Source organism: Anaeromassilibacillus sp. D41t1_190614_C2 (assembly GCF_015558525.1).
In the GTDB taxonomy this organism is placed as follows: Bacteria; Bacillota; Clostridia; order Oscillospirales; family Acutalibacteraceae; genus Anaeromassilibacillus; species Anaeromassilibacillus stercoravium.
Genome location: NZ_JADMOD010000004.1, coordinates 107,510 through 129,462 on the forward strand (window position 1 = coordinate 107,510; position 21,953 = coordinate 129,462).

The following is a 21,953-nucleotide window of genomic DNA, read 5'->3' on the forward strand; positions in this document are numbered from 1 at the left end:
CCGACGCCCTCGCCGACCAAATTCGTTGTTGCATGGGTGGTTGCCATTGTTATCAAGCTCCTTTTTCGATTGATTTTATTTCTAGATATGTATGGATCATGGTTCTATTCAGGTTTTTCCCGCAAAGTGCGGCACGCCGGGGTAGCGCTTGCGCAGCTCGTCGAGCTTTTCCACCGGGACGCCCTCGCCCTCATGCCGGCCGCAGCGCGGGCATACGTCGTCGATCACGCCGGTATAGCCGCAGACCGGGTCGCGGTCCACCGGATGGTTGACCGAGCCATAGCCGATGCCGGCTTCCTTCATGCAGCGGATAATCGATTCGAATGCGTCCACATTCTTGGCGGTGTCGCCGTCCAGCTCCACATAGCTGATGTGCCCCGCGTTGGTCAATGCATGATAGGGCGCCTCCAGCTGGATCTTGCGGTAGGCGTTGATCGGATAATAGACCGGGATGTGGAAACTGTTGGTGTAATACTCGCGGTCCGTGATCCCGGGGATTACACCGTACTTCTTCTTGTCGATGCGGACAAAGCGGCCGGACAGCCCCTCTGCTGGCGTCGCCAAAAGCGTAAAGTTGAGCCCGCGCTTCTCGCTTTCGTCGTCCATGCGCTTGCGCATATAGCCGATGATCTCCAGGCCGAGCTTCTGGCTTTCTTCGCTCTCCCCGTGGTGCTTTCCGGTGAGCGCCTTGAGCGTCTCTGCCAGGCCGATAAAGCCGATGCTGAGGGTCCCGTGCTTGAGCACCTCGGCGATGTTGTCCTCCGGGCCCAGCTTGTCGGAATCGAGCCAGACCCCCTGGCCCATCAGGAAGGGATAGTTATAGACCTTTTTGCCGCACTGGATCTGGAAGCGGTGCAGCAGCTGGCGGATCACCAAGTCGATGCGCTTATCCAGCAGTTCGTAGAAGCGCTTGATGTCCCCCTTCGCCTCGATCCCGATGCGCGGCAGGTTGATGGAGGTAAAGCTCAGGTTGCCGCGTCCGCAGGTGGTCTCATGCGTGCGGTCGTGCACATTGCCCATCACGCGGGTCCGGCAGCCCATGTACGAGATCTCGGTGTCGTAGTCGCCCTCCTTGTAGTACTGGAGGTTGAACGGCGCGTCGAGGAAGCTGAAATTCGGGAACAGGCGCTTGGCACTGACCTTGCACGCCAGTTGAAACAGGTCGTAATTCGGGTCTCCTTCGTTGTAATTGACGCCCTCTTTCACCTTGAAGATCTGCACCGGGAAAATCGGGGTTTCGCCGTCGCCCAGGCCGCGGTCCGTGGCGAGCAGCAGGTTCCGGATGACCATGCGCGCCTCGGGGGATGTATCGGTCCCGTAGTTCAACGAAGAAAACGGCACCTGCGCGCCTGCGCGGGAATGCATGGTGTTCAGATTGTGCACCAGGGCTTCCATCGCCTGATAGGTGGCGTCGTTTGTGCTGGTGGTCGCCGCCTCCACCGCATACCGGTGGGCGTCGCGGGCTTCCTCCTCGATGATCTCTTCAAAGCCGTTCTCCCGCTGGTGGCGCGGCAGATACGCCGCAACCGCCTCGCCGTACTCGCCGGCATTGCCGAGCGTCACCGGGCCGGGCAGCTCCTTTTGAACTGTGGCCGCCAACGCTTTCGCGTCGTCCATGGACATCGCCTTTGTGATGTGCAGGTATTTGGCCAGCTCGCGGTAATACGCCTTGCGGAAGGTCTTCGCCACGCCCGGCGCCATGGAATAATCAAAATTCGGGACGCTCTGGCCGCCGTGCATCTCATTCTGATTGGCCTGGATCGCGATGCAGGCCAGCGCCGCATAGCTGCGGATGTCGTTCGGCTCACGGAGGAAGCCGTGGCCCGTGCAAAAGCCGCCCTTAAACAGCTTGAGCAGGTCGATCTGGCAGCAGGTTTCCGTCAGCATATAGAAGTCTTCGTCGTGGATGTGGATGTCGCCGTTGATGTGCGCCGCTGCAATATCCTTTGGCAGCACATAGTTGTTGATAAAGTATTTCGATCCCTCGGAACCATATTTGAGCATGGTCCCCATCGCGGTGTCCGTATCGATGTTTGCATTCTCGCGCTTGATGTCCACGTCGCGCGCATCCCGGAACGTCAGCTCCTTGTAGATGTCCATCAGGTCGCCCTCGGCCTGGCGGATCTTTGCGTGCTCCGCGCGGTACAGGATGTACGCCTTCGCGGTCTTCGCGTAGTCCTCCGCGATCAGCATTTCCTCCACCTTGTCCTGTACATCTTCTACCGTGGGGATCACGTCGTCTGCAAAAGCGCTGGCCACCCGCTTGGTCAGCTCGTCGAGCGCCGTGCCCGTCATCTCCTCCTCGGCGACGGCCACGTTTGCCTTAAAAATCGCGTTGCGGATCTTTTGGGCGTCGAATTCCACCACAACGCCGTTCCGTTTTTTGATTTGAATTGCCAAAGTCTCCATCCTCTCTTTTGCATCCCAGGGAAAGCCCTCCCGGGCAGCGCTCCAAAACGCCGGCCCCAACCGGCGGCTGCCCCGGCAAAAGCCCCTTTCCGGGCAAAACTCCTAGAAAAGGCCCTCCCGAACCGGCTCCCGCCAGCTCTACGCGGCTTTGCTTGCTTCTACAAGCTCCTCTTACCAGGATTGCATTTTACTACATATTGGGGTCAGTGTCAATATATAGTCTGACAAATACTAGATGTCGTATTTTCCCAAATTTCCTATCCAAAAAAGGCCCAAATCGCCGGAAACGCGCGGAAGAAGCCGTTCTTGCTCCCCGCGCGTCGATTCCATTCTGTATAATTTGTTCGCCAAACGCAACAAAAAAATTTTTTATCCTTGGGCACCGGTACCCCTTCGCCCAGTTACACGGCATCCTGCGAAGAAACCGTACGGCTCTTGCATCGTCTCTATCAACCGGATACGATGCATCCCAAGCTCTCCGCGAAGCGGACCGCTTGCTCCAGGTCGATTTTGGTCTCTTGGAACCGCATCTGCCGGACGTCCACGCCGTTGAACCTGGCGCCGCGCAGATCCGCCCCCTTCAGGGCGGCGTCCGCAAACACCGCGTGGGAACAGTCGCAGCCGCGCAGGTCCGCCTTTTCCAGGTTAGCCCCCCGGAAGAACGCATGCGCCAGGCAGACCCCCTGCAAATCCATGCGCCGCAGGTCGCAGCCGTCAAACACCGTATCCGAAAAATTCCCGCCGCGGATCGCAAAGCCCGTCAGATTGGCCCCGGCAAAACTGCTGCCGCTGCAATTGCAGCCCTCCATCTCCGCGCTGAACAGGCTGGCCCCATGGAAGGTACAGTTCTGAAACAGCGTGGCGTAATGCATGCTGCCGTGTAGCGAGGCAAAGGAAAAATTGCAGTTCAAAAAGGCGCAATCGCGGGTAATCAGGCCGCCCATCGAAGCGCCGTGGAAGCGGCAATTGACAAAGCGGATGCCGCGCAGTTCCAAATCGGTGAACGTTGCATCCCCCAGATCCTGCCCTTCATACTGTTTACAGGCAGCGTCGAATTCCATCCCAGGCCCCTCCATCAAGGCTTCCGCAGGCGCGGTACGATCAACACCGCCACCAGCCAGAACAGTTCAAACAACAGCAGCGCGGCGGTGCTGAGCTGTTTCAACCCGGAATAGCATGCCAGGAACGCCACCAGAAGGAACCCCAAGATCACCGCAACGGTCTGCAACGCAACCGCAACAGAGATGTTGCTGCGCTGCCGCACGCAGGCGGTCAGCATACGCATCATCGCGGTGGGGCGGCCCTTTGTCGCAAGCAGGGCGTCGGTGCGCTCGTCCGGCGCTTCAACCAGCTTCAAATATTCCTGTCCCAGGCGCTCCGGCAACACGCGGATCCCATGCTCGTCCAGGTCGAATACCTGCGCCAGCAGGCGCGGCGTAATATTCGGGTCGCAGGTGCGCACGATCAGGCTGATCCCGTTGTCCTCCATCCGGCGCAGCTCCGCCGCACGGCGGCGGTCCGAATTGTAAGAGAGGACGAACATAGCCACGAGATCCCCGCCGGAAGCCAGGTATACCACCTGCTTGCCCCCCAGCAGATATTTTTCTTCGTAGTCCCTCGAAGGCGGCTCGATGCCGTACCCCTTCATCAGGTCGCGGTTGCCGACCAAAATTCTCCGGCCCGAGACCCAGCCCACAACGCCCTTGTCGTCCTCATAGCTGAGGTTCTCGATCTTCGGCAGGATGTCGTGGTGGCTCTTGATAATCTGGTCAAATAGGTCGCTCAGGGGCCCCCCTGTGGCGCACATCAGCGCGGTGGCATCGACAATCGCGTCGTCGATGCGCTGGCCCCCAAACGTCTTAATCCCATTGAGGATCACTGTCCCCTTCGGGAACAGGTCCTTTGCATCGAGGATCACCGCATTCGCCGTGGAAAAGTGCTCGACCGCGGGATAGCCGACCACCATGGCCCCGACGCGCGTCGCCAGCTTGCTCAGGCGGGCGAGGGGGAAATTGACGCTCAACATATTCATCATCGGCACGCTGATGCAGGTGGCGGCCGCGAATACGGTGATTGCGCCGATCACATCCTGGTTTAACACATAGTACACGATGCACAGCACCAGCGAAAGGATCGCTCCAAGCGGGGCGATGATGTGCGAGCTCTGGTCGCTGGGATCGTTCTCATAGCTCAAGCTCAGGAAATGCTTGAGGAAATCCGTCTTGTTCTGATAGGCGATGGCGGGCGTGTCCGCCACACAGCCCTTGGCCATTTGAAGCGCGGTGTTGTGATCGTCGAAATACTGCACCGCATATTTCGGATCCGGCGACGCGACAAAGCGGAAGTTGTGCCGGATGCGCTTGATGAGCGAGAACTTGCCCGCTGTGTTCAAAAACAGGGCGGCGGACGCCAAGACCGCATATGCGTGGACGCTGGACGAAGCCACGCTCTCCGGCGAGAAGAGCAGCGCCACGCTCTGGATCAGCGCCGCAACCGCCGCAACCGCGACCCCGCTGTCGGAATTGGCTTGCAAACGGACCATGGATTTGATCCCGTTGAAGATGGTCACCCAGCAAAATACCGAGGCAATCCCCAAAAAGATCAGATTTAAAATCAAATACGTCTGCGTCGGCAGGGCGCCGCGGATCGCCCCCGGCAGCAGGCTGGTCATCTCTCCCAAAACGCCGAGCACCAGCAGCAACACGGTGATAATCCCCGTGACCGCCAGGCGCAGCGTCAGCTCCCGGAGGCTGGAACCCAGCTCGTGCGCAACGGAGGGCGCGTCCGAGGGCTTTTGGTAATCGTCCAGCTCGTCCGGCTCCTCCGGCAGGTTGTCCTCCGGGTCGTTGTCCGGCTCTTCCTCGCCCATGATCGAGAATTTCTTCTTTTTCTTGGGCGGGGGCGGCGTCTCTTCTTCCTCCGCCTCCGGCCCATCCGCATGGAGGAACGTATCGGCCGGTTGCCCCTCCTGATCCGTTGCCAGCGGCTCCCAAACCGGCAAGGTGGGTTCCTCCACGGCAGGGGACTCCGCTTTCGAGATTTCCTCCTCTTTCGCCAGCTCCGCTGCGGCTTCCTCCACCTTTGGGAGCGGCGCGGTGTGCAGCTTTGCCGATGCCTTGGGATATGTTTTCGCCTCTTTTAAGATCACTTCCGCATAGTCGTGCAATTCCACCACGTGGACGGGCGTTACACCCGCCGGACGGTAATCGGCGCGGCGCACCTTCTCCCCCGTCTTTGGACGGAGCGGCTTCTCCTGCGGATATGTATCCGCCGGAGCGGATTCCTCTGCGCGCATCGGCGTCACAGAGGGCTGCACCTCCGGCTGGGTGGGGATTTCCGGCGGCGCCGCAGGCGCGGCGGGTTCGGTATGCACCGGCGTTTCCGGCGTCGAAACCGGCGCGGAGGGCATCTCCACCGGCTGCTTTGGCTCCTGCTTCGGCGCTTTCTTCGGTTTCGCCGGTGTCTTTGGCTCCGCAGGTTGTACCGGCTCTTTGGGCTCCATGGGCTGCACCGGCTCGATCGGGTTGGTGTCCTCGATCTGCGGAGGTACGGCGTACCCTCCCACTGCCGGGAATTCAAAGGTCTCCCCTTCCACCGGCAGATCCGGGGAAGTTCCCGCTTTTTCAGCACTCTTGCGCTGCACGGGCCGGGCAAAGCTTCCCATCGCCGGGAATTCAAACGTCTCGTCCCCCACCGGGAAGCCATCCAAGATGGGCGGCGTCTGCGTCTTTGGCTCCGAAGCCGGTTTTACCGGCTCTGCCTTCGCGGTTTCTTTTGGCGCCGGTTCCACCTTTTTTTCCGGCTCCGCCGCTTTTTTCGCCGCGGGCTGTTTAGAACCCGCCGCCTTCTCTGCGGGCTTCTCGGCTTGCGCAGGCTTTTGGGCCGCCTCCGGAGCGCGCTTGGGGAATTGAATCTCAATGGTGTTTTCATGCACCTTGAATGCGCCCGTCTGCCGGGCGGCTTCCTCCATACGCTGCTTGCGCTCCTGGTGCAGCGTCTCAAACCGGGCGGCGATCTCCTCGTCCATCTCCTCATCGGTCGAATCGAACAAGTAGGAGAAAATTGATCCCGTTTTATCCCCCACGGGCTTCGCTACCGGCCTGGCCTGTGCGGACGTCCGCTCCTTTGGTTCGTCCGCCTTTGCGCTACCCGATTGCAGCGTTTTTTCGTACTGTTGTTTATATTCCTCCAAGGGCTTCAATTGCAGCCCATAGTAAATATCTTCTTCCTCGGACGGAAACACACCGGACTGCTTCTTCAGCCTGCGGCGCTCCTCTTTGATGCGCTTCTTCTCCGCGCGCCGCTCGGCCCAGCTCAATTTCCGGGGCTCTTCTTCCTCCGGCTGTTCCGATTCTGTCCACTGGATGGGGTCCGCCTTGGGCGCTTCCTTTGCCATGCGCTCCGTTTTGGGCGCGGCCACAGCCGGTTCCTCCACCTTTTTTCCCGGCTCGGGCTCCTTGCGCTCCACTGGACGGCGCACCGGCTCTTTTACCGGCTGCTGCGCAACGGGTTTGCCCGCCTGTTCCACAGGCGTGGCCTGGGCGCGCTCCGAAGCTGGCTTCTGATCGGTAGTTGCAACAGAAAAGGTGATCTCCTCCCCCTGCTGCTCGCGCAACAGGCGGGCTTCCTGCAAAATTTCTTCCACGGAAAAGTCGTCGTGGGGCGTATTGGTCCTTTTATCCATTCCTCTTCCCCCTGTCTCACTTGGTCACAATTCCACTGCGCTGGCGCGCCACCTCATAACAGATCACACCGCACGCAACCGAGGCGTTCAGCGAGTTTATTTTTCCCTTCATGGGCAGGGATATGACAAAATCACAACTTTCTTTGACCAAGCGGCTGACGCCGAATCCCTCCGAACCGATCACCAAAGCGGTCGGCCCTTTGTAATCCACCGAGCACCAGTCCTGCCCGTCCATATCCGCGGCGTAGGTCCAAACCCCGCGCTGCTTGAGTTCCTCCAAAGTGGAGGCGATATTGGTCACGCGGACCACAGGCACATATTCGACCGCCCCTGCCGAGGCCTTACCCACGGCATAGGTCAGCCCAACGGAACGGCGCTTGGGGATAATCACCCCATGGGCGCCCGCGCACTCCGCGGTCCGGAGGATGGCCCCGAGGTTGTGCGGGTCCTCCAGTTCATCCGCCACGATAAAAAACGGCGGCTCGCCGCGCTCCTGGGCCAGGGCGAAGAGATCGTCCAAAGAGGCATACGTATGCGCGGCGGCCAACGCCACCACGCCCTGATGTACGGCGTTCCCGCACAAATAATCCAGCTTTTTGGCATCCGCCTCCTTGACGGGAATGCCCTGCTTCTTTGCTTTGGCAATCAATGCGCCGATGCTTCCCGTATGCGCGCCTCGTGCTACATACAGGCTGTCGATCGGCCGGCCGCTGCGCAGCGCTTCTGTGACGGCGTTCCTGCCGGCGATCACGTCTTCCCCGCGGCGGCTCTGCTCTTCTTTATTCATAAACACATTTCCCTGCTTCCTGTATCGTAATCAAATGATAAAGTGCGGCGCCTCGCCTTCCCCAATCGGACAATCCTTGAGGTTTGACGCCTATTTTCCCTCTGTTTCTCGCGCAATGTCATATGGATTTTATTATACCATATAAAAAGGCCGGACGGCCTCTCCCTTGAACAGAAAACGCCTTGCGATTTCTGTATATGGTTCAATGCTCTCTCAGGCGTCGGAAGGCAGCAAGCCTTTGCGAAGCTGGCTTCCGCTTACGCCGTGAGGTTATCTAAAACATCCAGTCCGTCGAAAGCCTTAGGCCTCTTTCTGAAAGTTACCGAAACCTTCTGGCCGATGTTTCAATGTTCTCTCAGGCGTCGGAAGGCAGCGAGCTTTTGCGAAGCTGGCTTCCGCTTACGCCGTGAGGTTATCTAAAACATCCAGTCCGTCGAAAGCCTTAGGCCTCTTTCTGAAAGTTACCGAAACCTTCTGGCCGATGTTTCAATGTTCTCTCAGGCGTCGGAAGGCAGCGAGCTTTTGCGAAGCTGGCTTCCGCTTACGCCGTGAGGTTATTATAACATAAAATTTCCCATGTGAGGATAGGAAAATGCAGTTCCGATAAAGTTGCTTTCCGTATCCTTTTCGGCTGCTTTGCCTGCAAAACAACACGCAAACAGAGCAGCAGCTAAATATAATATTATAGCGGATTGGCAAGCTAAAAACAACCGCAATCTTTTCTAACAAAAACTCTGTGGAAAAGTTTTGCATCCCGATTGCGGAAATGTGGAAAGCTTGCGCTTTTTTCCTTTTTCGATGGCAAAAACTTTACGCAAAGTTTTTACCGTTCCCTTTATCCGTTTACATAACTTTTTCTTTTTGCACCTTTCCAAAACTTTAAACAGCCTGTACCCGGCATTTCTCCACTGTTTCCACCGAGTTTTCAACATTCTCCACATCGTTTTCCACATGGTTTATGTAAACCTGTGGAATTACAAGCCGTATAAAACCCCCGTTTCACGCGCTATTCTCGCAAATAGTTTTTCAAAAAGAATTATAATGACAAAATCCCCATAGAAAGGGCGGTGGAAAACTCTGTGGAAATTGGTGAAAGTTGTGCAATATCTCCCCCAAAGAATCCCAGCGTTCCCAAAGTTTTTGGGAATTTCCTTCTTGATTCAATGCACTTTGGCCCCAGCAAAAATGCCCCGGCCGCATCTTTTTTATCGCATCCATCAGAAATATTTCCAAAAATTTCTAGTTCCGTTAACCCCCTCAAATCCAAGCAAAAAGGCCCTGCCCCGCGGATGCGCTACACATCCGCAGGGCAGGGCCCTCGATTGTCTTTTACTCCTTTCCTTGTGAAATGTTACACCAACGATTTCCCGACTACGAAATCCTGAATGCCCATGGACCCCGGGCCGATTTCGTATTCATCGAAGCTCACGACTACATTGCCGTCCTTATCGATGTAGAACTTCTGGTCGTCGGAAATCCCCTGGAAGCCTTCGTCCGGCATTTCCGGCGTCGGCACAAAGTACGGCCACTTCTCCGGATCTTCCGCCATACGCTGGTCGATCGTATCTTTGACGGCCTTGTCAGCGATCTGCTTATAGTCCGACCCGAGGACGTCGGACAGCGTGAGGTCCTTGCCGGAAGCCAGGTCCAAATTGTAGAAAATTTGCTGCGTATAGGCGCTTGCCGCTGTTTCGGTCTTGTAAATCACAAAGGACAGCGCCTTTTCACTGGAACTCTTGATCTCATAGCGGATGTCCAAAATCACCGGCATCAATTGGGCCGGGTCCTGTCCCCGCGCAATGGCGTCCTCGCGGTTTTGCTTGGCCTCCTGGCGGGCTTCGGCAACAATCGCATCGATTTTTTCCTGAATCTCATTGTTGACGCGCTTTTCCAACTCCGTGTTCCCTGTCTCAGCAATGGAGGGCTGGTTCACGGTGATCCACTCGGAGTCCGTCTCAATGGCATATTGGCGAAACGTCAACACCTTCGCCACATTGCCCAGCACCGGAACCTCCGCCATCGCATTGGCAAAGGTGGGGCTGATGTTCAAAAGCGCAACAAACAGGATGCATACAGCCGCTGCCGCCGACAGCGCCGGTTTATACCAGGCCAGTCTCCGGCGGGCCGTAGCCCTTGTAAAAGCCTGATCCACGACATTCGGAAGCTTCTCCGGAATGTCCATGGACTCATAAGTCCTTTTTGCCTCTTCAAAATTTCTCATCATGGATGTCCTCCCTAAAAATATATATCAAAAGTTTGTTTCCGCGGCGTTCCCGGGTTGCCGCGGGCAAGCTCAGAGCTGTTGGATTGGCTAAAGTATCGTTACGTCGCCATCACCCCCTCCTGCAAATCTACCTTCAAGAGCTTGAGGGCTTTATATAAACGCGACTTCACCGTGCTGAGCGGATCGCCGGTGATGGACGCGATGTCTTCCAGCTTCATGTCTTCAAAAAAGCGCAGGATGACCACGGTGCGTAATTTGGGTTCCAACCTCTGGACGGCATTGTAAAGGTCCACATCCTGCGCGACGTCCCGGTCCTCCGCAGCGGAGAGGGGGGATTCCGCATATTCGTCGAGCGAAACCACCTTTTTCCCGCGCAGGTAGTTGAGGCCCTCATTGACCAAAATCCGATAGAACCACGTTTTCATATATGCGGGATTGCGGAGCGTATGCAGCTTTTCAATCCCTTTGACAATGGCGTCCTGCACCACGTCGAGTGCGGCGTCGCTGTTCTTTGTATAGCTATAGGCCAACCGGTAAAAGGCCTGTTGGTTTTGGGTGATATATTCCCGAAAAGCCTGTGTGGTTGCCACAGTTCATCCCACCAATCTGTTCTGTATTTCGTTTTCTGTCTATTAGACGGCCTCGCGTTTCAAAAAGTTTGCGGGAAAACGAAAAAGCCCCCGAGAAGGCGGGACGCTAGAAGGCGGCAAAGCCGCCTTCCTGGGCGCTTTTGCGCCCGGAACCGGCGCGGCATCGCGCGCCGGTCAGCGTCCCGCGATCCACGGGAGCTGTAAGGTTCTTATTGGCTCGAATCAGACTGCCGGAACCGGCGATGTCCTGTTTCGATTATTTGCAAGCCTCGTACACAGCAACAGCGCATGCGACGGTCGCGCCGACCATCGGATTGTTGCCCATGCCGATCAAGCCCATCATCTCGACGTGCGCCGGGACGGAGGAAGAGCCTGCGAACTGTGCGTCGCCGTGCATACGGCCCATGGAGTCGGTCAGGCCATAGGAAGCCGGGCCAGCCGCCATGTTGTCCGGGTGCAGGGTACGGCCCGTGCCGCCGCCGGAAGCAACGGAGAAGTACGGGCGGTTGTTCTCGATGGCCCACTTCTTATACGTGCCGGCAACCAGATGCTGGAAGCGGGTCGGGTTGGTGGAGTTACCAGTGATGGAGACGTCCACGCCCTCGTGCTTCATGATCGCAACGCCCTCGAGGACGTCGTTTGCGCCGTAGCACTTAACCGCTGCGCGCTCGCCGTCGGAGAACGCCTTCTCTTCGACAATCTTCAGCTCGTCGTTGAAGAAGTCGTAATCGGTCTTCACATAGGTGAAGCCGTTGATTCTGGAGATGATGTAGGCAGCGTCCTTGCCCAGGCCGTTCAGGATGATGCGGAGCGGCTCTTTGCGGGCGCGGTTCGCTGTCTTGGCAATGCCGATTGCGCCTTCTGCGGCAGCGAAGGACTCGTGGCCTGCGAGGAACGCAAAGCACTTGGTCTCGTCGCGGAGCAGACGGGCGCCCAGGTTGCCGTGGCCCAGGCCGACCTTGCGGTTCTCCGCAACGGAACCCGGAACACAGAACGCCTGCAGGCCAATGCCGATGGACTCGGCAGCGTCCGCAGCGGAATTGCAGCCCTTCTTCAGAGCGACTGCGCAGCCCAGGGTATATGCCCAGCTGGCGTTCTCGAACGCGATGGGCTGTACACCCTTGACAATTTTATCTACATCGATTCCCTTGCTCAGGCAAAGGTCGCGCGCTTCCTCGAGGCTGGCAAGGCCATACTCGGCAAGGCACTTTTCGATTTTGGGCATTCTTCTTTCTTTACCTTCAAACTTGACATCGTTAGCCATGTAAGTTGTCCTCCTTTATTCTGCTTTCTCGGCTGCCTCCCCGATTGGGAGACGCCTGACTTGGAATGTTCGGTATGATCCCTGCCGAATTATTCTTCACGCGGGTCGATGTACTTTGCCGCGCCGTCGAAGCGGCCATACTGGCCGATGTTCTGCTCGTAAGCAGTCTTCGGGTCCACACCGTGGCGGATATCTTCCATCATCTTGCCAAGTTTGACAAACTGATAGCCGATGACTTCGTTGTTTTCATCCAGAGCGGTCTTGAGGACGTAGCCCTCGGCCATCTCCATGTAGCGGACGCCCTTTGCACCGGTGCTGAACATGGTGCCAACCTGGGAACGCAGGCCCTTGCCCAAGTCTTCCAGGCTTGCGCCGATCGGCAGGCCACCCTCGGAGAACGCGGTCTGGCTGCGGCCATAGGCCAGCTGCTTAAAGATTTCGCGCATTGCAACGTTGATTGCGTCGCAAACGAGGTCGGTGTTCAAGCACTCCAGAAGGGTCTTGCCCGGGAGGATTTCTGCGGCCATAGCAGCGGAATGCGTCATGCCGGAGCAGCCCAGGGTCTCCACCAGAGCCTCCTGCACAATGCCGTCCTTCACGTTCAGGGTCAGCTTGCAAGCGCCCTGCTGCGGTGCGCACCAGCCCACACCATGGGACAGGCCGGAGATGTCTTTGATCTCATAGGCTTTTACCCACTTGCCCTCCTCCGGGATGGGCGCGGGACCGTGATGGGGACCTTTGGTTACAGGACACATGTTTTCCACTTCATGGGAATAATTCATATCGGTACTCCTTTCGGTTTCAAGTTTCCTTGGTTTAACCACCATACATGATGATTATAGGCTATTTTCCGAATTTTCGCAAGGGTTTGTCCGGGCAAAATTGCAGGAAATCCCAGCGGAATTCCCTTGGTTCCCCAGGATGCGCGCGGGGCGGTAGGGTTCCACCCTTGCGGAGCCTTTGGAGAAAGGCCCTTTCGTTTGCTGGCAAAAAACAACTTTCTTTTAGAAGAACAATTTAGTCATCTACAAAAACAAATAGATCGTTCGGAGTACACTCCAACAATTGGCAAAGCGCCTCAATATTTTGGTATTGAATCGATTTGGTCTGATTATTAATCATCCTATTAAAATTCTGATAACTCATGCCCAACTGTTTATAAAGCCAATAACGAGTATGTCCACTTTTCTCAAGCAATTCTAAAGCGTTTAATTTAATCATATATTATCTCTCCAATATCTAATTTTTTTATTAGATATTAGTGGATAATATCCGTTTACATATAGACTAACACATTATATAATGTATTAGTCTATATTTGAGGAGGCCACATATTATGGAATTAAAAGATTCCCTCCGTCAACTGCGCGAACAACACCACTGGAAACAGACGGAACTTGCCCGTATCCTTGGGATTAAACGTTCCACCTATACATATTATGAAACAGGGAAAACCGAACCGCCCCTTTCCAGGCTCCTGTTGCTTAGCAAAATCTACAACGTCTCCCTGGATACCTTGGTTGGGCGCGACCAGGAAGATGGCGAAGGCCCTGCACCAAGCGAGGATGCTTGATGCGGGGCCTTTTGGGGAGAATCCGCCCTCCTTGCGCCGTTTCAGCACATATAGCGGCCATTCCGCCGCATATTATGTCAATTTTTTCACACAGCAAAAGCGGGACAGGATCTTTGCACCCTGTCCCGCTTTTTTAAGATTGTTTTTTCTCGTCGAACATCTCTTTGATCTTATCGAAGAACCCCTTGCGCTTCTGGTAATTTTTTTCCTCGGCGCAGCTGTCGAACTCCTGCAAAAGCTGCTTCTGCTTCTGGGAGAGGTTCTTCGGGACCTCAATCGTCATCCGGACGTACTGGTCGCCGCGGCCCCTGCCGTTGATATGCGGGATGCCCTTGCCCTTGAGCTTGAACACATCCCCCGGCTGGGTGCCCTCGCGCACCTGGTAGCTCACGCGGCCGTCGATGGTCGGCACCGTGACTTCTGCGCCGAGCGCTGCCTGCGAGAAGGTGATCGGCATCTCGCACCAAACGTCGTCGCCGCGGCGCTCAAAGATCGGGTGCGGCCGCACGTTGACATAGACGTGCAGGTCGCCGCTGGGCCCGCCGTTCGCACCCGCGTTGCCCTGGCCGGAAACGTTGAGCATCTGGTCGTTGTCCACGCCCGCGGGGATGTTGATCTCGATGGTCTTTTGCTTGCGCACACGGCCGCTGCCGTTGCACGTATGGCACGGCGAATCGATCACACGGCCGGAACCACCACAGCGGTCGCACGTGCGGGCGGTCTGCACCATGCCAAACGGCGTGCGCTGGTTAATGCGCACCTGGCCGGTGCCGCCGCACTGTGAACACGTGGATGGGCTGGTCCCTTTCGCGGCCCCCGAACCGCCGCAGTCCGGGCACGTTTCAATCTTATTAAAGGAAATCGTCTTCCGGCAACCCTTAGCCGCCTCTTCAAAGCTGATGTTGACAACGCCCTCCGTATCGCTGCCGCGGCGCGGCGCGTTTGGATTGGCACGGCGCGTACCGCCGCCGCCAAAGCCGCCGAAGAAGCTGTTGAAAATGTCCCCCAGGTCGATGTCGCCGGTGAAGGGGCTTCCGCCGCCTGCGCCGCCACCAAAGTTGGGGTCCACCCCGGCATGGCCGAACTGGTCGTACCGGGCCCTTTTATCTTTATCCGAGAGCACCTCGTACGCCTCGTTGACTTCCTTAAACTTTGCCTCCGCCTCTTTGTCCCCCGGGTTGAGGTCCGGGTGGTACTTTTTCGCCAATTTGCGGTAGGCTTTTTTAATTTCGTCTTCGGTGGCGTTCTTCGGCACACCCATCACTTCATAAAAATCCCTTTTATCGGCCACACCAATCACTCCTACAAAAGCGCATCGCAACCGGGAACAAGCCCTACCGCCGCCCCTGCTTTGCGCCAACTCTCAATTTCTGCGCGGCAATGCCGCGTCCTCTATCCTATCAGGTTTTTCGCCTGTTGTAAATCACTTTATAAAAAATCGAGATGCGCCATTTTACGGGCTAAAGCTGTTGCAGGTACATCCCGTACCCACAACAGCCTCCACCTCGCACAGAACGCCGTGCCGCCGCACGGCGCCCCGATTTTTATTTGTTATTGTTGTTGTCGTCTACGTCCTTGTACTCGGCGTCATAGACCGGGTTGCCGTTTGCATCCTGCGCCGGTGCGCCTGCGCCGCCGGCCGGCTGGCCGCCCTGCGGAGCTGCTGCCTTATACAGCTTCTCGGATACCGCATACAGCGCCTTCTGCAAATCCTCCATCTGGCTCTTGATGGCCGCCGTATCGCTGCCGGAGATCGCCTGCTTCAAAGAATTGGACTTTGCCTCCAGGTCGGTCTTATCGGAAGCGTCCATCTTGTCGCCGCTGTCCTTGATGAGCTTTTCGACCGAGTAGCAGAGGTTCTCCGCCTCGTTCTTCGTATCGACCTCTTCACGGCGCTTCTTATCCTCGGCCGCATACTTCTCTGCGTCCTTGACGGCCTTGTCGATGTCTTCCTTGCTCATGTTGGAGCTGGAGGAAATCGTGATGTGCTGTTCCTTGCCGGTTGCAAGGTCCTTTGCGGAGACGTTCACGATGCCGTTCGCATCGATATCGAACGTAACCTCGATCTGGGGGATGCCGCGCGGTGCGGGTGCGATGCCGTCCAGCTTGAACAGGCCGAGCTGCTTGTTGTCGCGGGCAAATTCACGTTCGCCCTGCAGGACGTTGACCTCTACCTGCGTCTGGCCGTCCGCAGCCGTGGAGAAGATCTGGCTCTTCTTGGTCGGGATGGTGGTGTTGCGCTCGATGACCTTGGTCATCACGCCGCCCATGGTTTCAACGCCCAGGGACAGCGGCGTAACGTCCAGCAGCAGCAGGCCTTCGACCTCGCCGCCGAGCACACCGGCCTGCAATGCCGCGCCGATGGCGACGCATTCATCCGGGTTGATGCCCTTGAAGGGCTCCTTGCCGGTCAACTTCTTGACTTCTTCCTGGACAGCCGGGATTCTGGAAGAACCGCCGACGAGCAGGACCTTGCTGATCTGGCTGAACTGCAAGCCAGCGTCCTGCATGGCCTGGCGGACCGGGCCGATGGTCTTTTCGACGAGGTCTGCGGTCAGCTCGTTGAACTTTGCGCGGGTCAGGGTCATGTCGAGGTGCTTCGGGCCGGTGGCGTCCGCCGTGATGAACGGCAGGTTGATCTGGCTGGACGTCATGCCGGACAGCTCGATCTTTGCCTTTTCTGCGGCTTCCTTCAGTCTCTGCATGGCCATCTTGTCGCCGGAGAGGTCGATGCCGTTCTCCTGCTTGAAGGAGGCAACCATCCAATCGATGATGCGCTTATCGAAGTCGTCGCCGCCCAAGCGGTTGTTGCCAGCGGTTGCAAGCACTTCCTGCACGCCGTCGCCCATCTCGATGATGGAGACATCGAACGTACCGCCGCCGAGGTCATACACCATGATCTTCTGCTCTTCGCCCTTGTCGATGCCATAGGACAGAGCCGCGGCCGTCGGCTCGTTGATGATACGCTTTACATCCAGGCCCGCGATCTTGCCGGCGTCCTTGGTCGCCTGGCGCTGTGCGTCGGTGAAGTATGCCGGGACGGTGATAACAGCGGAGCTGACGGTTTCGCCCAGATAGGCTTCTGCGTCCGCCTTCAGCTTTTGCAGGATCATTGCGGAAATCTCCTGCGGGGTGTAGCTCTTATCGTCAATCGTTACTTTATAATTGGAACCCATCTCTCTCTTGATGGAAGAAATGGTGCGGTCCGGGTTGGTGATGGCCTGGCGCTTTGCCACCTGGCCCACCATACGCTCGCCGGTCTTGGAGAACGCGACCACGGACGGCGTTGTGCGCGCGCCTTCTGCGTTTGGAATTACAACCGGCTCGCCGCCTTCAATCACGGCTACACAGGAATTCGTTGTACCAAGGTCAATACCAATTGTCTTGCTCATAATCTATACCTCCAGTTTTCATTCTGTTTTTTCAGTTGAATCTATATATTAGAAAGGGGATTGCGGGACAGTGGACGGTTAGTTTGCAACGACCACCGTTGCATGCCGGACGACTTTGTCGCCGATCTTGTATCCCTTTTGATAAACCTGCGCAACCACGTTTTCGGCTGCGTTTTCGTCGTCAATATGGGATACGGCGTTGTGCAGTTCCGGGTTGAACGCCTCCCCTGCGGCGCCCATCTCGGACACGCCCAGCTTTTCCAGCGCTTTTTTCAGCTGCGCCTGGACCATTTCCACGCCCTTGCGCAGGTCTTCGACACTGCACTCCTGCTGCTCCAGCGCGCGCTCCAGATTGTCTGCCACCGGCAGGAACTCCAGCACAGCGGCCGCTGTCGCATCGGAATAAATCGCTGCTTTCTCGCGCTCCGTGCGCTTGCGGTAGTTGTCATACTCCGCTGCGGTGCGCAGGAACTGGTCTTTCTGTTTTTTCAGTGCCTCTTCTGCTTCTTCAAGCTTTTTCTGCATCGCTTCTTTCTCTGCCTTGGCCTTTTTCCCGCCAAAGCCTCCTTTATCCTTTTTTTCGGCCTTTTCCGTTTCCTGGGAAGCCTCCGGCTCCGCGTCGGTCTGCGGGTCTGTTCCGGCTTCTGTCTGCGGATTCTTTTCCTCCGTATTCAACTGTCCGGACCCTCCTTCGTTTTAAATTGCGCCATTTGCGCTCTATCAAACACTAAAAGTCATAGTCCATCAATTCGGTGAGCATCTTCCCAACCGCGTCGGAAAGATATTCCATATGGGCGATCACCTTCGCGTAATTCATGCGCATCGGGCCGATGATCGCCAACGCGCCGGCGTCCTTGCCGCCGACGGTGTAGCGGGAAATCACCACGCTGGAATCCTTGAGTTCCGGGCGGCCCGTCTCGTCGCCGATGAGCACCTTCACGTTTTTGCTGCGCTGCTCCAACAAGCGGTTCAACTCGTCCGCATGCGCCAGGAAATCCATCATCCGGCGCGCGGTCAGCGAGAGCTCTGGATAGAAGAGCAGGTTCGTCTGCCCTTCCATGCAGATTTCCGCCTGCATGGAATCCCGCGCCACGTCGAGTACCGCCATAAACGCGGACGACATCAGGATCGCCATCTCCCCCATGGAGGCCGCCATGTTCTGGATAAAAGCGGGCGTCACTTCCGAAACCGGCATCCCTGCCAATTTCTCGTTGAACACCCGGAAGAACACCCGCAAGATCTCCTGCGACAGGTCAAAGTCGCAGTGGAACACGCGCGTCTTCATGGTCCCGGCGGAGGTCATCAAGATGACCATCGCGGTGCGGCGGCTGGTCTGCACGAATTGGATCGCGCGGATATTTGCCCCGCGGCCGCTCGGCGTTGTGGATACCGCCGCAAACCGGGTGGCAGCGGCCAGCACACGGGAAACGCCGTCCAGCAATTTTTCCGGATCATAGGCGCTGGAGAGCAGCTGGCTGTCCAGATAGCGCTTTTCTTCACGGGTCACGGGCTTTTTCTTCATCAATGAATCGATGTACACCCGGTACCCCATTTGGGTGGGAACCCTGCCCGCCGATGTGTGCGGCTGGTCCAGAAGCCCCATCTCCGCCAAATCGCTCATTTCATTGCGCACGGTGGCGGAAGAGACTGCAAAGTCGAGGTTGTCACAAAGCGCCTTCGAGCCGACCGGCTCGCCGGTGGCGACATACAATTCGACGACCGCCGCCAGAATTTTTTTCTTGCGTTCGCTGAGTTCCAACCTTCCCACCTCTCTTATTTGGATTCGGAGTTTAGCACTCTTTTATATCGAGTGCTAACTCTAGTTATTAATTTATCATTACTTTGCCCGGTTGTCAATAAGATAAATGTAAATTAATTATGAATCTGCAATAGAGAAACTTAGCAATTTGCCAAAAGGACGAATATGGCAACAAGGTTTCCCTTCCCTGAACCGGTCCTCGCGCCCACCGCCATGCTAATAAATAGAAAAAAGGCCGCACAGACCGGCCAAACCGCCAAATCTACACAACCTTTTGTATATTATTTTTCACTTATTACGTTTCGTATAAAATCTCCGCCAAAAGTGCGTTGGAAACCAAAAACCCCTTCCGGGTAAACCGGAAACCCTCCGGCCAACACTCCGTCAGGCCAACGCGGGCATACCGCTGCGCCGCACGTTTCCATCGCTCCGGAATGGGCTCGCCAAAGCGGTCCCGGTAGCGCGCCTCCTGTAAGCCCTCTGCCAACCGGAGTGCCAACATCGCATATTCCTCCGGCCCACCGGCGGGAATCTCCGGGTCGGCGTCCTCCTCCGGCGCTTGCCCTGCCAAAAACGCGCGCAGGTCGCGCGCCTCATAGAAGCGCTTCCCGTTCAAAAAGGAATGCGCGGCCGGGCCAAGACCGAGATATTCCTCGCAGTGCCAATACTTCAAATTGTGCCGGCTCTCAAAGCCCGGCCGGGCAAAGTTGGAAATCTCATACTGCATCAGGCCGTGCCGCTCCAATTCCTCGCAGGCTGCTTCGTAGAGGGAACAGGTCTCGTCCTCGTCCGGCAATTGCAGCTGCTCCCTGCGCTGGTAAAAGGCCGTGCGCGGTTCGATCTTCAACAGATAGGCGGACACATGCGGCACCCCCAGTTCCGCGCAAAACGCTGCGGAACGCCGGGCGCTTTCCACCGTCTGCCCTTCGATGCCGAGCATCAAATCGAGCGAGATGTTTTCGATCCCCGCTTTGCGCGCCGCCGCCACCGCTTCGGCCGCCTGCGCCACCGTATGGCGGCGGCCCAAGCGTTCCAACTCCCGGTCGTCCGCCGACTGCATCCCGATGGACAGGCGGTTGCCGCCCGCTGCCCGGAACCCCTGCAAAAAGCCCGTTAAATCCACGCCGGGGTTGACTTCCGCGGTGATCTCCGCCCCATCCAGTCCAAAGCAGGCCATCGCCTGCCCGATGAGGCGCGCCACCCGTTCGCCGCCCAACAGCCCGGGCGTCCCTCCGCCAAAGTACAGGGTATCCGCCGGGCGTTTGGTTTTATCCGAATTGTATTTTAATCTATCAATCATACAATCTGTATATAAATTAAGGGAATCCTCCGAGGCATGGACGGAATAGAAATCGCAATAGGGGCACTTTTTCTCGCAAAACGGCACATGCAGGTATAAACCGATCTTATTCATCCAGCTTCAGCACGCTCATAAACGCCTCCTGCGGCACCTCGACCGTGCCCAGCTGGCGCATGCGCTTCTTGCCTTCCTTCTGCTTTTCCAGCAGCTTCTTCTTTCGGGTGATGTCGCCGCCGTAGCACTTCGCCAGAACATCCTTGCGCAGCGCTTTGACGGTTTCGCGCGCGATGATCCGGCCGCCCACGCACGCCTGGATCGGCACCTCGAAGAGCTGGCGCGGGATCTTCTCGCGCAGCTTTTCCGCCATCTTGCGGGCACGCGGGTACGCCTTGTCCGCGTGGATGATAAACGAGAGCGCGTCCACGACCTCACCGTTGAGCATGATGTCCAGCTTGACCAGGTTGCTCTTCTGGTAGCCCGCCAGCTCATAATCGAAGCTGGCATAACCGCGGGTGCGCGATTTCAGCGCATCGAAAAAGTCGTAGATGATCTCATTGAGCGGCAGCTCATAATGGATATCGACGCGGTCCGTGTCGATGTAATTCATATCCTTAAATACGCCGCGGCGCTCCTGGCAAAGGTCCATAATATTGCCCACATATTCCTTTGGGGTGTAGATATGGGCGTTCGTAATGGGTTCTTCGGCCTGCGCGATCAGCGACGGGTCGGGATAGTTGGTCGGGTTGTCGATGGCGATCATCTCGCCGTCGGTCTTCGTGATATGGTAGACGACGCTCGGCGCGGTTGTGACGATGTCCAAATTGTATTCGCGCTCCAGGCGCTCCTGGATGATCTCCATATGCAAAAGCCCCAGGAAGCCGCAGCGGAAACCGAAGCCCAATGCGACGGAGGTCTCCGGCTCAAAGGAGAGTGCCGCATCGTTGAGCTGCAATTTCTCCAGCGCGTCCCGCAGGTCCGGGTATTTCGCGCCGTCCGCGGGGTAGATGCCGCAGAACACCATGGGCTGTACCGCGCGGTAGCCCGGCAGCGGCTCCTTCGCGGGGTTGTCCACGCGCGTGATCGTATCGCCGACCCGCGCTTCGCGGACCGCCTTGATCGACGCCGCGATATAACCGACCTCGCCCGCCCGCAGGCAGTCCATCGGCTCGAAGCTGGTGGCGCGCATATAGCCGCATTCCACCACGGTAAATTCGCTCCCCACGCTCATCATCCGGATCGTATCGCCCGGATGGACGGTCCCGTCCTTGATGCGCACATGGGCGATGACGCCCTTATAGGCGTCGTAGTAGGAATCAAAAATCAGCGCACGCAGGGGGGCGTCCTCATCGCCCTCCGGCGGCGGCACCTGCTTGACGATCTGCTCCATCACCGCGTCGATGTTGATGCCCATCTTGGCGGAAATGCAGGGGGCCTCGTCCGCCGGGATGCCGATCACGTCCTCAATCTCCTGCCGCACATGCTCCGGCTGGGCGCTCGGCAGGTCGATCTTGTTGATGACCGGCACGATCTCCAACCCTGCGTCCACGGCCAAATACGTGTTGGCCAATGTCTGCGCCTCGATGCCCTGGGAGGCGTCCACCACCAGCACCGCGCCCTCACATGCGGCGAGCGAGCGCGATACTTCATAGTTAAAGTCCACGTGGCCGGGCGTGTCGATCAGGTTGAACACATAATCTTGATCGTCCTTCGCGTGATAGACCAATGTCACCGCATGGGCCTTGATGGTAATGCCGCGCTCGCGCTCCAGGTCCATGTCGTCCAGGATCTGGTCTTCCATGTCGCGCAGCGCGACCGATTTCGTCTGTTCCAATATGCGGTCCGCCAGCGTGCTCTTGCCGTGGTCAATGTGGGCAATGATGCTGAAATTCCGGATCCGTTCGCGTGGTATTGCCAAATGAATCACCGTCTCTTATCTCAAAAAGTTCCATACAGCCTAACCCTGTGGAGAAA

At 57.2% G+C, this 21,953-nt stretch carries 17 protein-coding genes; 1 reads left to right on the forward strand and 16 read right to left on the reverse strand.

Features of this window, described 5'->3' with window-relative positions; all coding sequences use genetic code 11:
* Positions 1 to 108: 108 nt before the first annotated feature.
* The 10 genes from I2G69_RS05565 to I2G69_RS05610 all read right to left on the reverse strand — a co-directional run bounded on the left by I2G69_RS05565 (position 109) and on the right by I2G69_RS05610 (position 13,179).
* A complete protein-coding gene (locus tag I2G69_RS05565) occupies positions 109 to 2,409 on the reverse strand; it encodes an anaerobic ribonucleoside triphosphate reductase (RefSeq protein ID WP_442858884.1) in 2,301 nt (766 codons plus the stop codon).
* A gap of 449 nt (positions 2,410 to 2,858) precedes the next feature.
* Complete coding sequence (locus tag I2G69_RS05570; RefSeq protein ID WP_195560385.1) at positions 2,859 to 3,470, reverse strand: pentapeptide repeat-containing protein; 612 nt, start codon at positions 3,468 to 3,470, stop codon at positions 2,859 to 2,861.
* Positions 3,471 to 3,484: 14 nt separating this feature from the next.
* Positions 3,485 to 7,093 carry a hypothetical protein gene (locus I2G69_RS05575; protein ID WP_195560386.1) on the reverse strand — a complete coding sequence of 1,203 codons (3,609 nt, stop codon included), beginning with the start codon at positions 7,091 to 7,093 and terminating at the stop codon, positions 3,485 to 3,487.
* A 16-nt stretch (positions 7,094 to 7,109) separates the two neighbouring features.
* Positions 7,110 to 7,880 (reverse strand): 23S rRNA (guanosine(2251)-2'-O)-methyltransferase RlmB, encoded by a 771-nt coding sequence (gene rlmB / locus I2G69_RS05580; RefSeq protein ID WP_191405847.1) that lies wholly within the window; start codon positions 7,878 to 7,880, stop codon positions 7,110 to 7,112.
* A gap of 1,036 nt (positions 7,881 to 8,916) precedes the next feature.
* Positions 8,917 to 9,147 carry a hypothetical protein gene (locus tag I2G69_RS05585; RefSeq protein ID WP_140400360.1) on the reverse strand — a complete coding sequence of 77 codons (231 nt, stop codon included), beginning with the start codon at positions 9,145 to 9,147 and terminating at the stop codon, positions 8,917 to 8,919.
* Between the two features lie 84 nt (positions 9,148 to 9,231).
* Positions 9,232 to 10,104, reverse strand: a complete 873-nt coding sequence (locus I2G69_RS05590; protein WP_195560387.1) for an anti-sigma-V factor rsiV — start codon at positions 10,102 to 10,104, stop codon at positions 9,232 to 9,234.
* A 98-nt stretch (positions 10,105 to 10,202) separates the two neighbouring features.
* Entirely contained in the window at positions 10,203 to 10,694 is a 492-nt protein-coding gene (locus I2G69_RS05595) for a sigma-70 family RNA polymerase sigma factor (protein WP_087233991.1), read from the reverse strand.
* Positions 10,695 to 10,950: 256 nt separating this feature from the next.
* Complete coding sequence (locus I2G69_RS05600; protein WP_087233989.1) at positions 10,951 to 11,958, reverse strand: GGGtGRT protein; 1,008 nt, start codon at positions 11,956 to 11,958, stop codon at positions 10,951 to 10,953.
* Between the two features lie 89 nt (positions 11,959 to 12,047).
* Complete coding sequence (locus I2G69_RS05605) at positions 12,048 to 12,740, reverse strand: iron-sulfur cluster assembly scaffold protein (protein WP_087233987.1); 693 nt, start codon at positions 12,738 to 12,740, stop codon at positions 12,048 to 12,050.
* 235 nt (positions 12,741 to 12,975) lie between these two features.
* Positions 12,976 to 13,179, reverse strand: coding sequence for a helix-turn-helix domain-containing protein (locus I2G69_RS05610; RefSeq protein ID WP_087233985.1), 204 nt, complete (start codon positions 13,177 to 13,179; stop codon positions 12,976 to 12,978).
* A gap of 115 nt (positions 13,180 to 13,294) precedes the next feature.
* Between I2G69_RS05610 and I2G69_RS05615 the strand changes: the two genes are divergently transcribed.
* Positions 13,295 to 13,531, forward strand: a complete 237-nt coding sequence (locus I2G69_RS05615) for a helix-turn-helix transcriptional regulator (RefSeq protein WP_087233983.1) — start codon at positions 13,295 to 13,297, stop codon at positions 13,529 to 13,531.
* A 133-nt stretch (positions 13,532 to 13,664) separates the two neighbouring features.
* Here I2G69_RS05615 and dnaJ read toward each other — a convergent pair whose 3' ends face one another.
* From dnaJ to lepA, 6 genes are all read right to left on the reverse strand, one after another.
* Positions 13,665 to 14,822 (reverse strand): molecular chaperone DnaJ, encoded by a 1,158-nt coding sequence (dnaJ, locus tag I2G69_RS05620; RefSeq protein ID WP_191405867.1) that lies wholly within the window; start codon positions 14,820 to 14,822, stop codon positions 13,665 to 13,667.
* Between the two features lie 253 nt (positions 14,823 to 15,075).
* Entirely contained in the window at positions 15,076 to 16,923 is a 1,848-nt protein-coding gene (gene dnaK / locus I2G69_RS05625) for a molecular chaperone DnaK (protein ID WP_195560388.1), read from the reverse strand.
* 78 nt (positions 16,924 to 17,001) lie between these two features.
* Entirely contained in the window at positions 17,002 to 17,598 is a 597-nt protein-coding gene (gene grpE / locus I2G69_RS05630; RefSeq protein WP_087233977.1) for a nucleotide exchange factor GrpE, read from the reverse strand.
* Between the two features lie 52 nt (positions 17,599 to 17,650).
* Entirely contained in the window at positions 17,651 to 18,682 is a 1,032-nt protein-coding gene (gene hrcA / locus I2G69_RS05635; protein WP_195560389.1) for a heat-inducible transcriptional repressor HrcA, read from the reverse strand.
* Between the two features lie 295 nt (positions 18,683 to 18,977).
* Positions 18,978 to 20,096 (reverse strand): radical SAM family heme chaperone HemW, encoded by a 1,119-nt coding sequence (gene hemW, locus I2G69_RS05640; protein ID WP_087233973.1) that lies wholly within the window; start codon positions 20,094 to 20,096, stop codon positions 18,978 to 18,980.
* Positions 20,089 to 21,897 (reverse strand): translation elongation factor 4, encoded by a 1,809-nt coding sequence (gene lepA / locus I2G69_RS05645; RefSeq protein ID WP_087233971.1) that lies wholly within the window; start codon positions 21,895 to 21,897, stop codon positions 20,089 to 20,091. Before lepA ends, hemW begins: the two co-directional genes overlap by 8 nt.
* Positions 21,898 to 21,953: the final 56 nt, after the last annotated feature.

Excerpts from the sequence above, each read along its gene's own strand:
- I2G69_RS05570 (WP_195560385.1), bottom strand. The coding sequence starts at position 3,470 with ATGGAATTCGACGCTGCCTGTAAACAGTATGAAGGGCAGGATCTGGGG.
- I2G69_RS05605 (WP_087233987.1), bottom strand. The coding sequence starts at position 12,740 with ATGAATTATTCCCATGAAGTGGAAAACATGTGTCCTGTAACCAAAGGT.
- dnaK (WP_195560388.1), bottom strand. The coding sequence starts at position 16,923 with ATGAGCAAGACAATTGGTATTGACCTTGGTACAACGAATTCCTGTGTA.
- rlmB (WP_191405847.1), bottom strand. The coding sequence starts at position 7,880 with ATGAATAAAGAAGAGCAGAGCCGCCGCGGGGAAGACGTGATCGCCGGC.
- hemW (WP_087233973.1), bottom strand. The coding sequence starts at position 20,096 with ATGAATAAGATCGGTTTATACCTGCATGTGCCGTTTTGCGAGAAAAAG.
- I2G69_RS05590 (WP_195560387.1), bottom strand. The coding sequence starts at position 10,104 with ATGATGAGAAATTTTGAAGAGGCAAAAAGGACTTATGAGTCCATGGAC.
- I2G69_RS05565 (WP_442858884.1), bottom strand. The coding sequence starts at position 2,409 with ATGGAGACTTTGGCAATTCAAATCAAAAAACGGAACGGCGTTGTGGTG.
- I2G69_RS05575 (WP_195560386.1), bottom strand. The coding sequence starts at position 7,093 with ATGGATAAAAGGACCAATACGCCCCACGACGACTTTTCCGTGGAAGAA.
- I2G69_RS05610 (WP_087233985.1), bottom strand. The coding sequence starts at position 13,179 with ATGATTAAATTAAACGCTTTAGAATTGCTTGAGAAAAGTGGACATACT.
- I2G69_RS05615 (WP_087233983.1), top strand. The coding sequence starts at position 13,295 with ATGGAATTAAAAGATTCCCTCCGTCAACTGCGCGAACAACACCACTGG.
- I2G69_RS05600 (WP_087233989.1), bottom strand. The coding sequence starts at position 11,958 with ATGGCTAACGATGTCAAGTTTGAAGGTAAAGAAAGAAGAATGCCCAAA.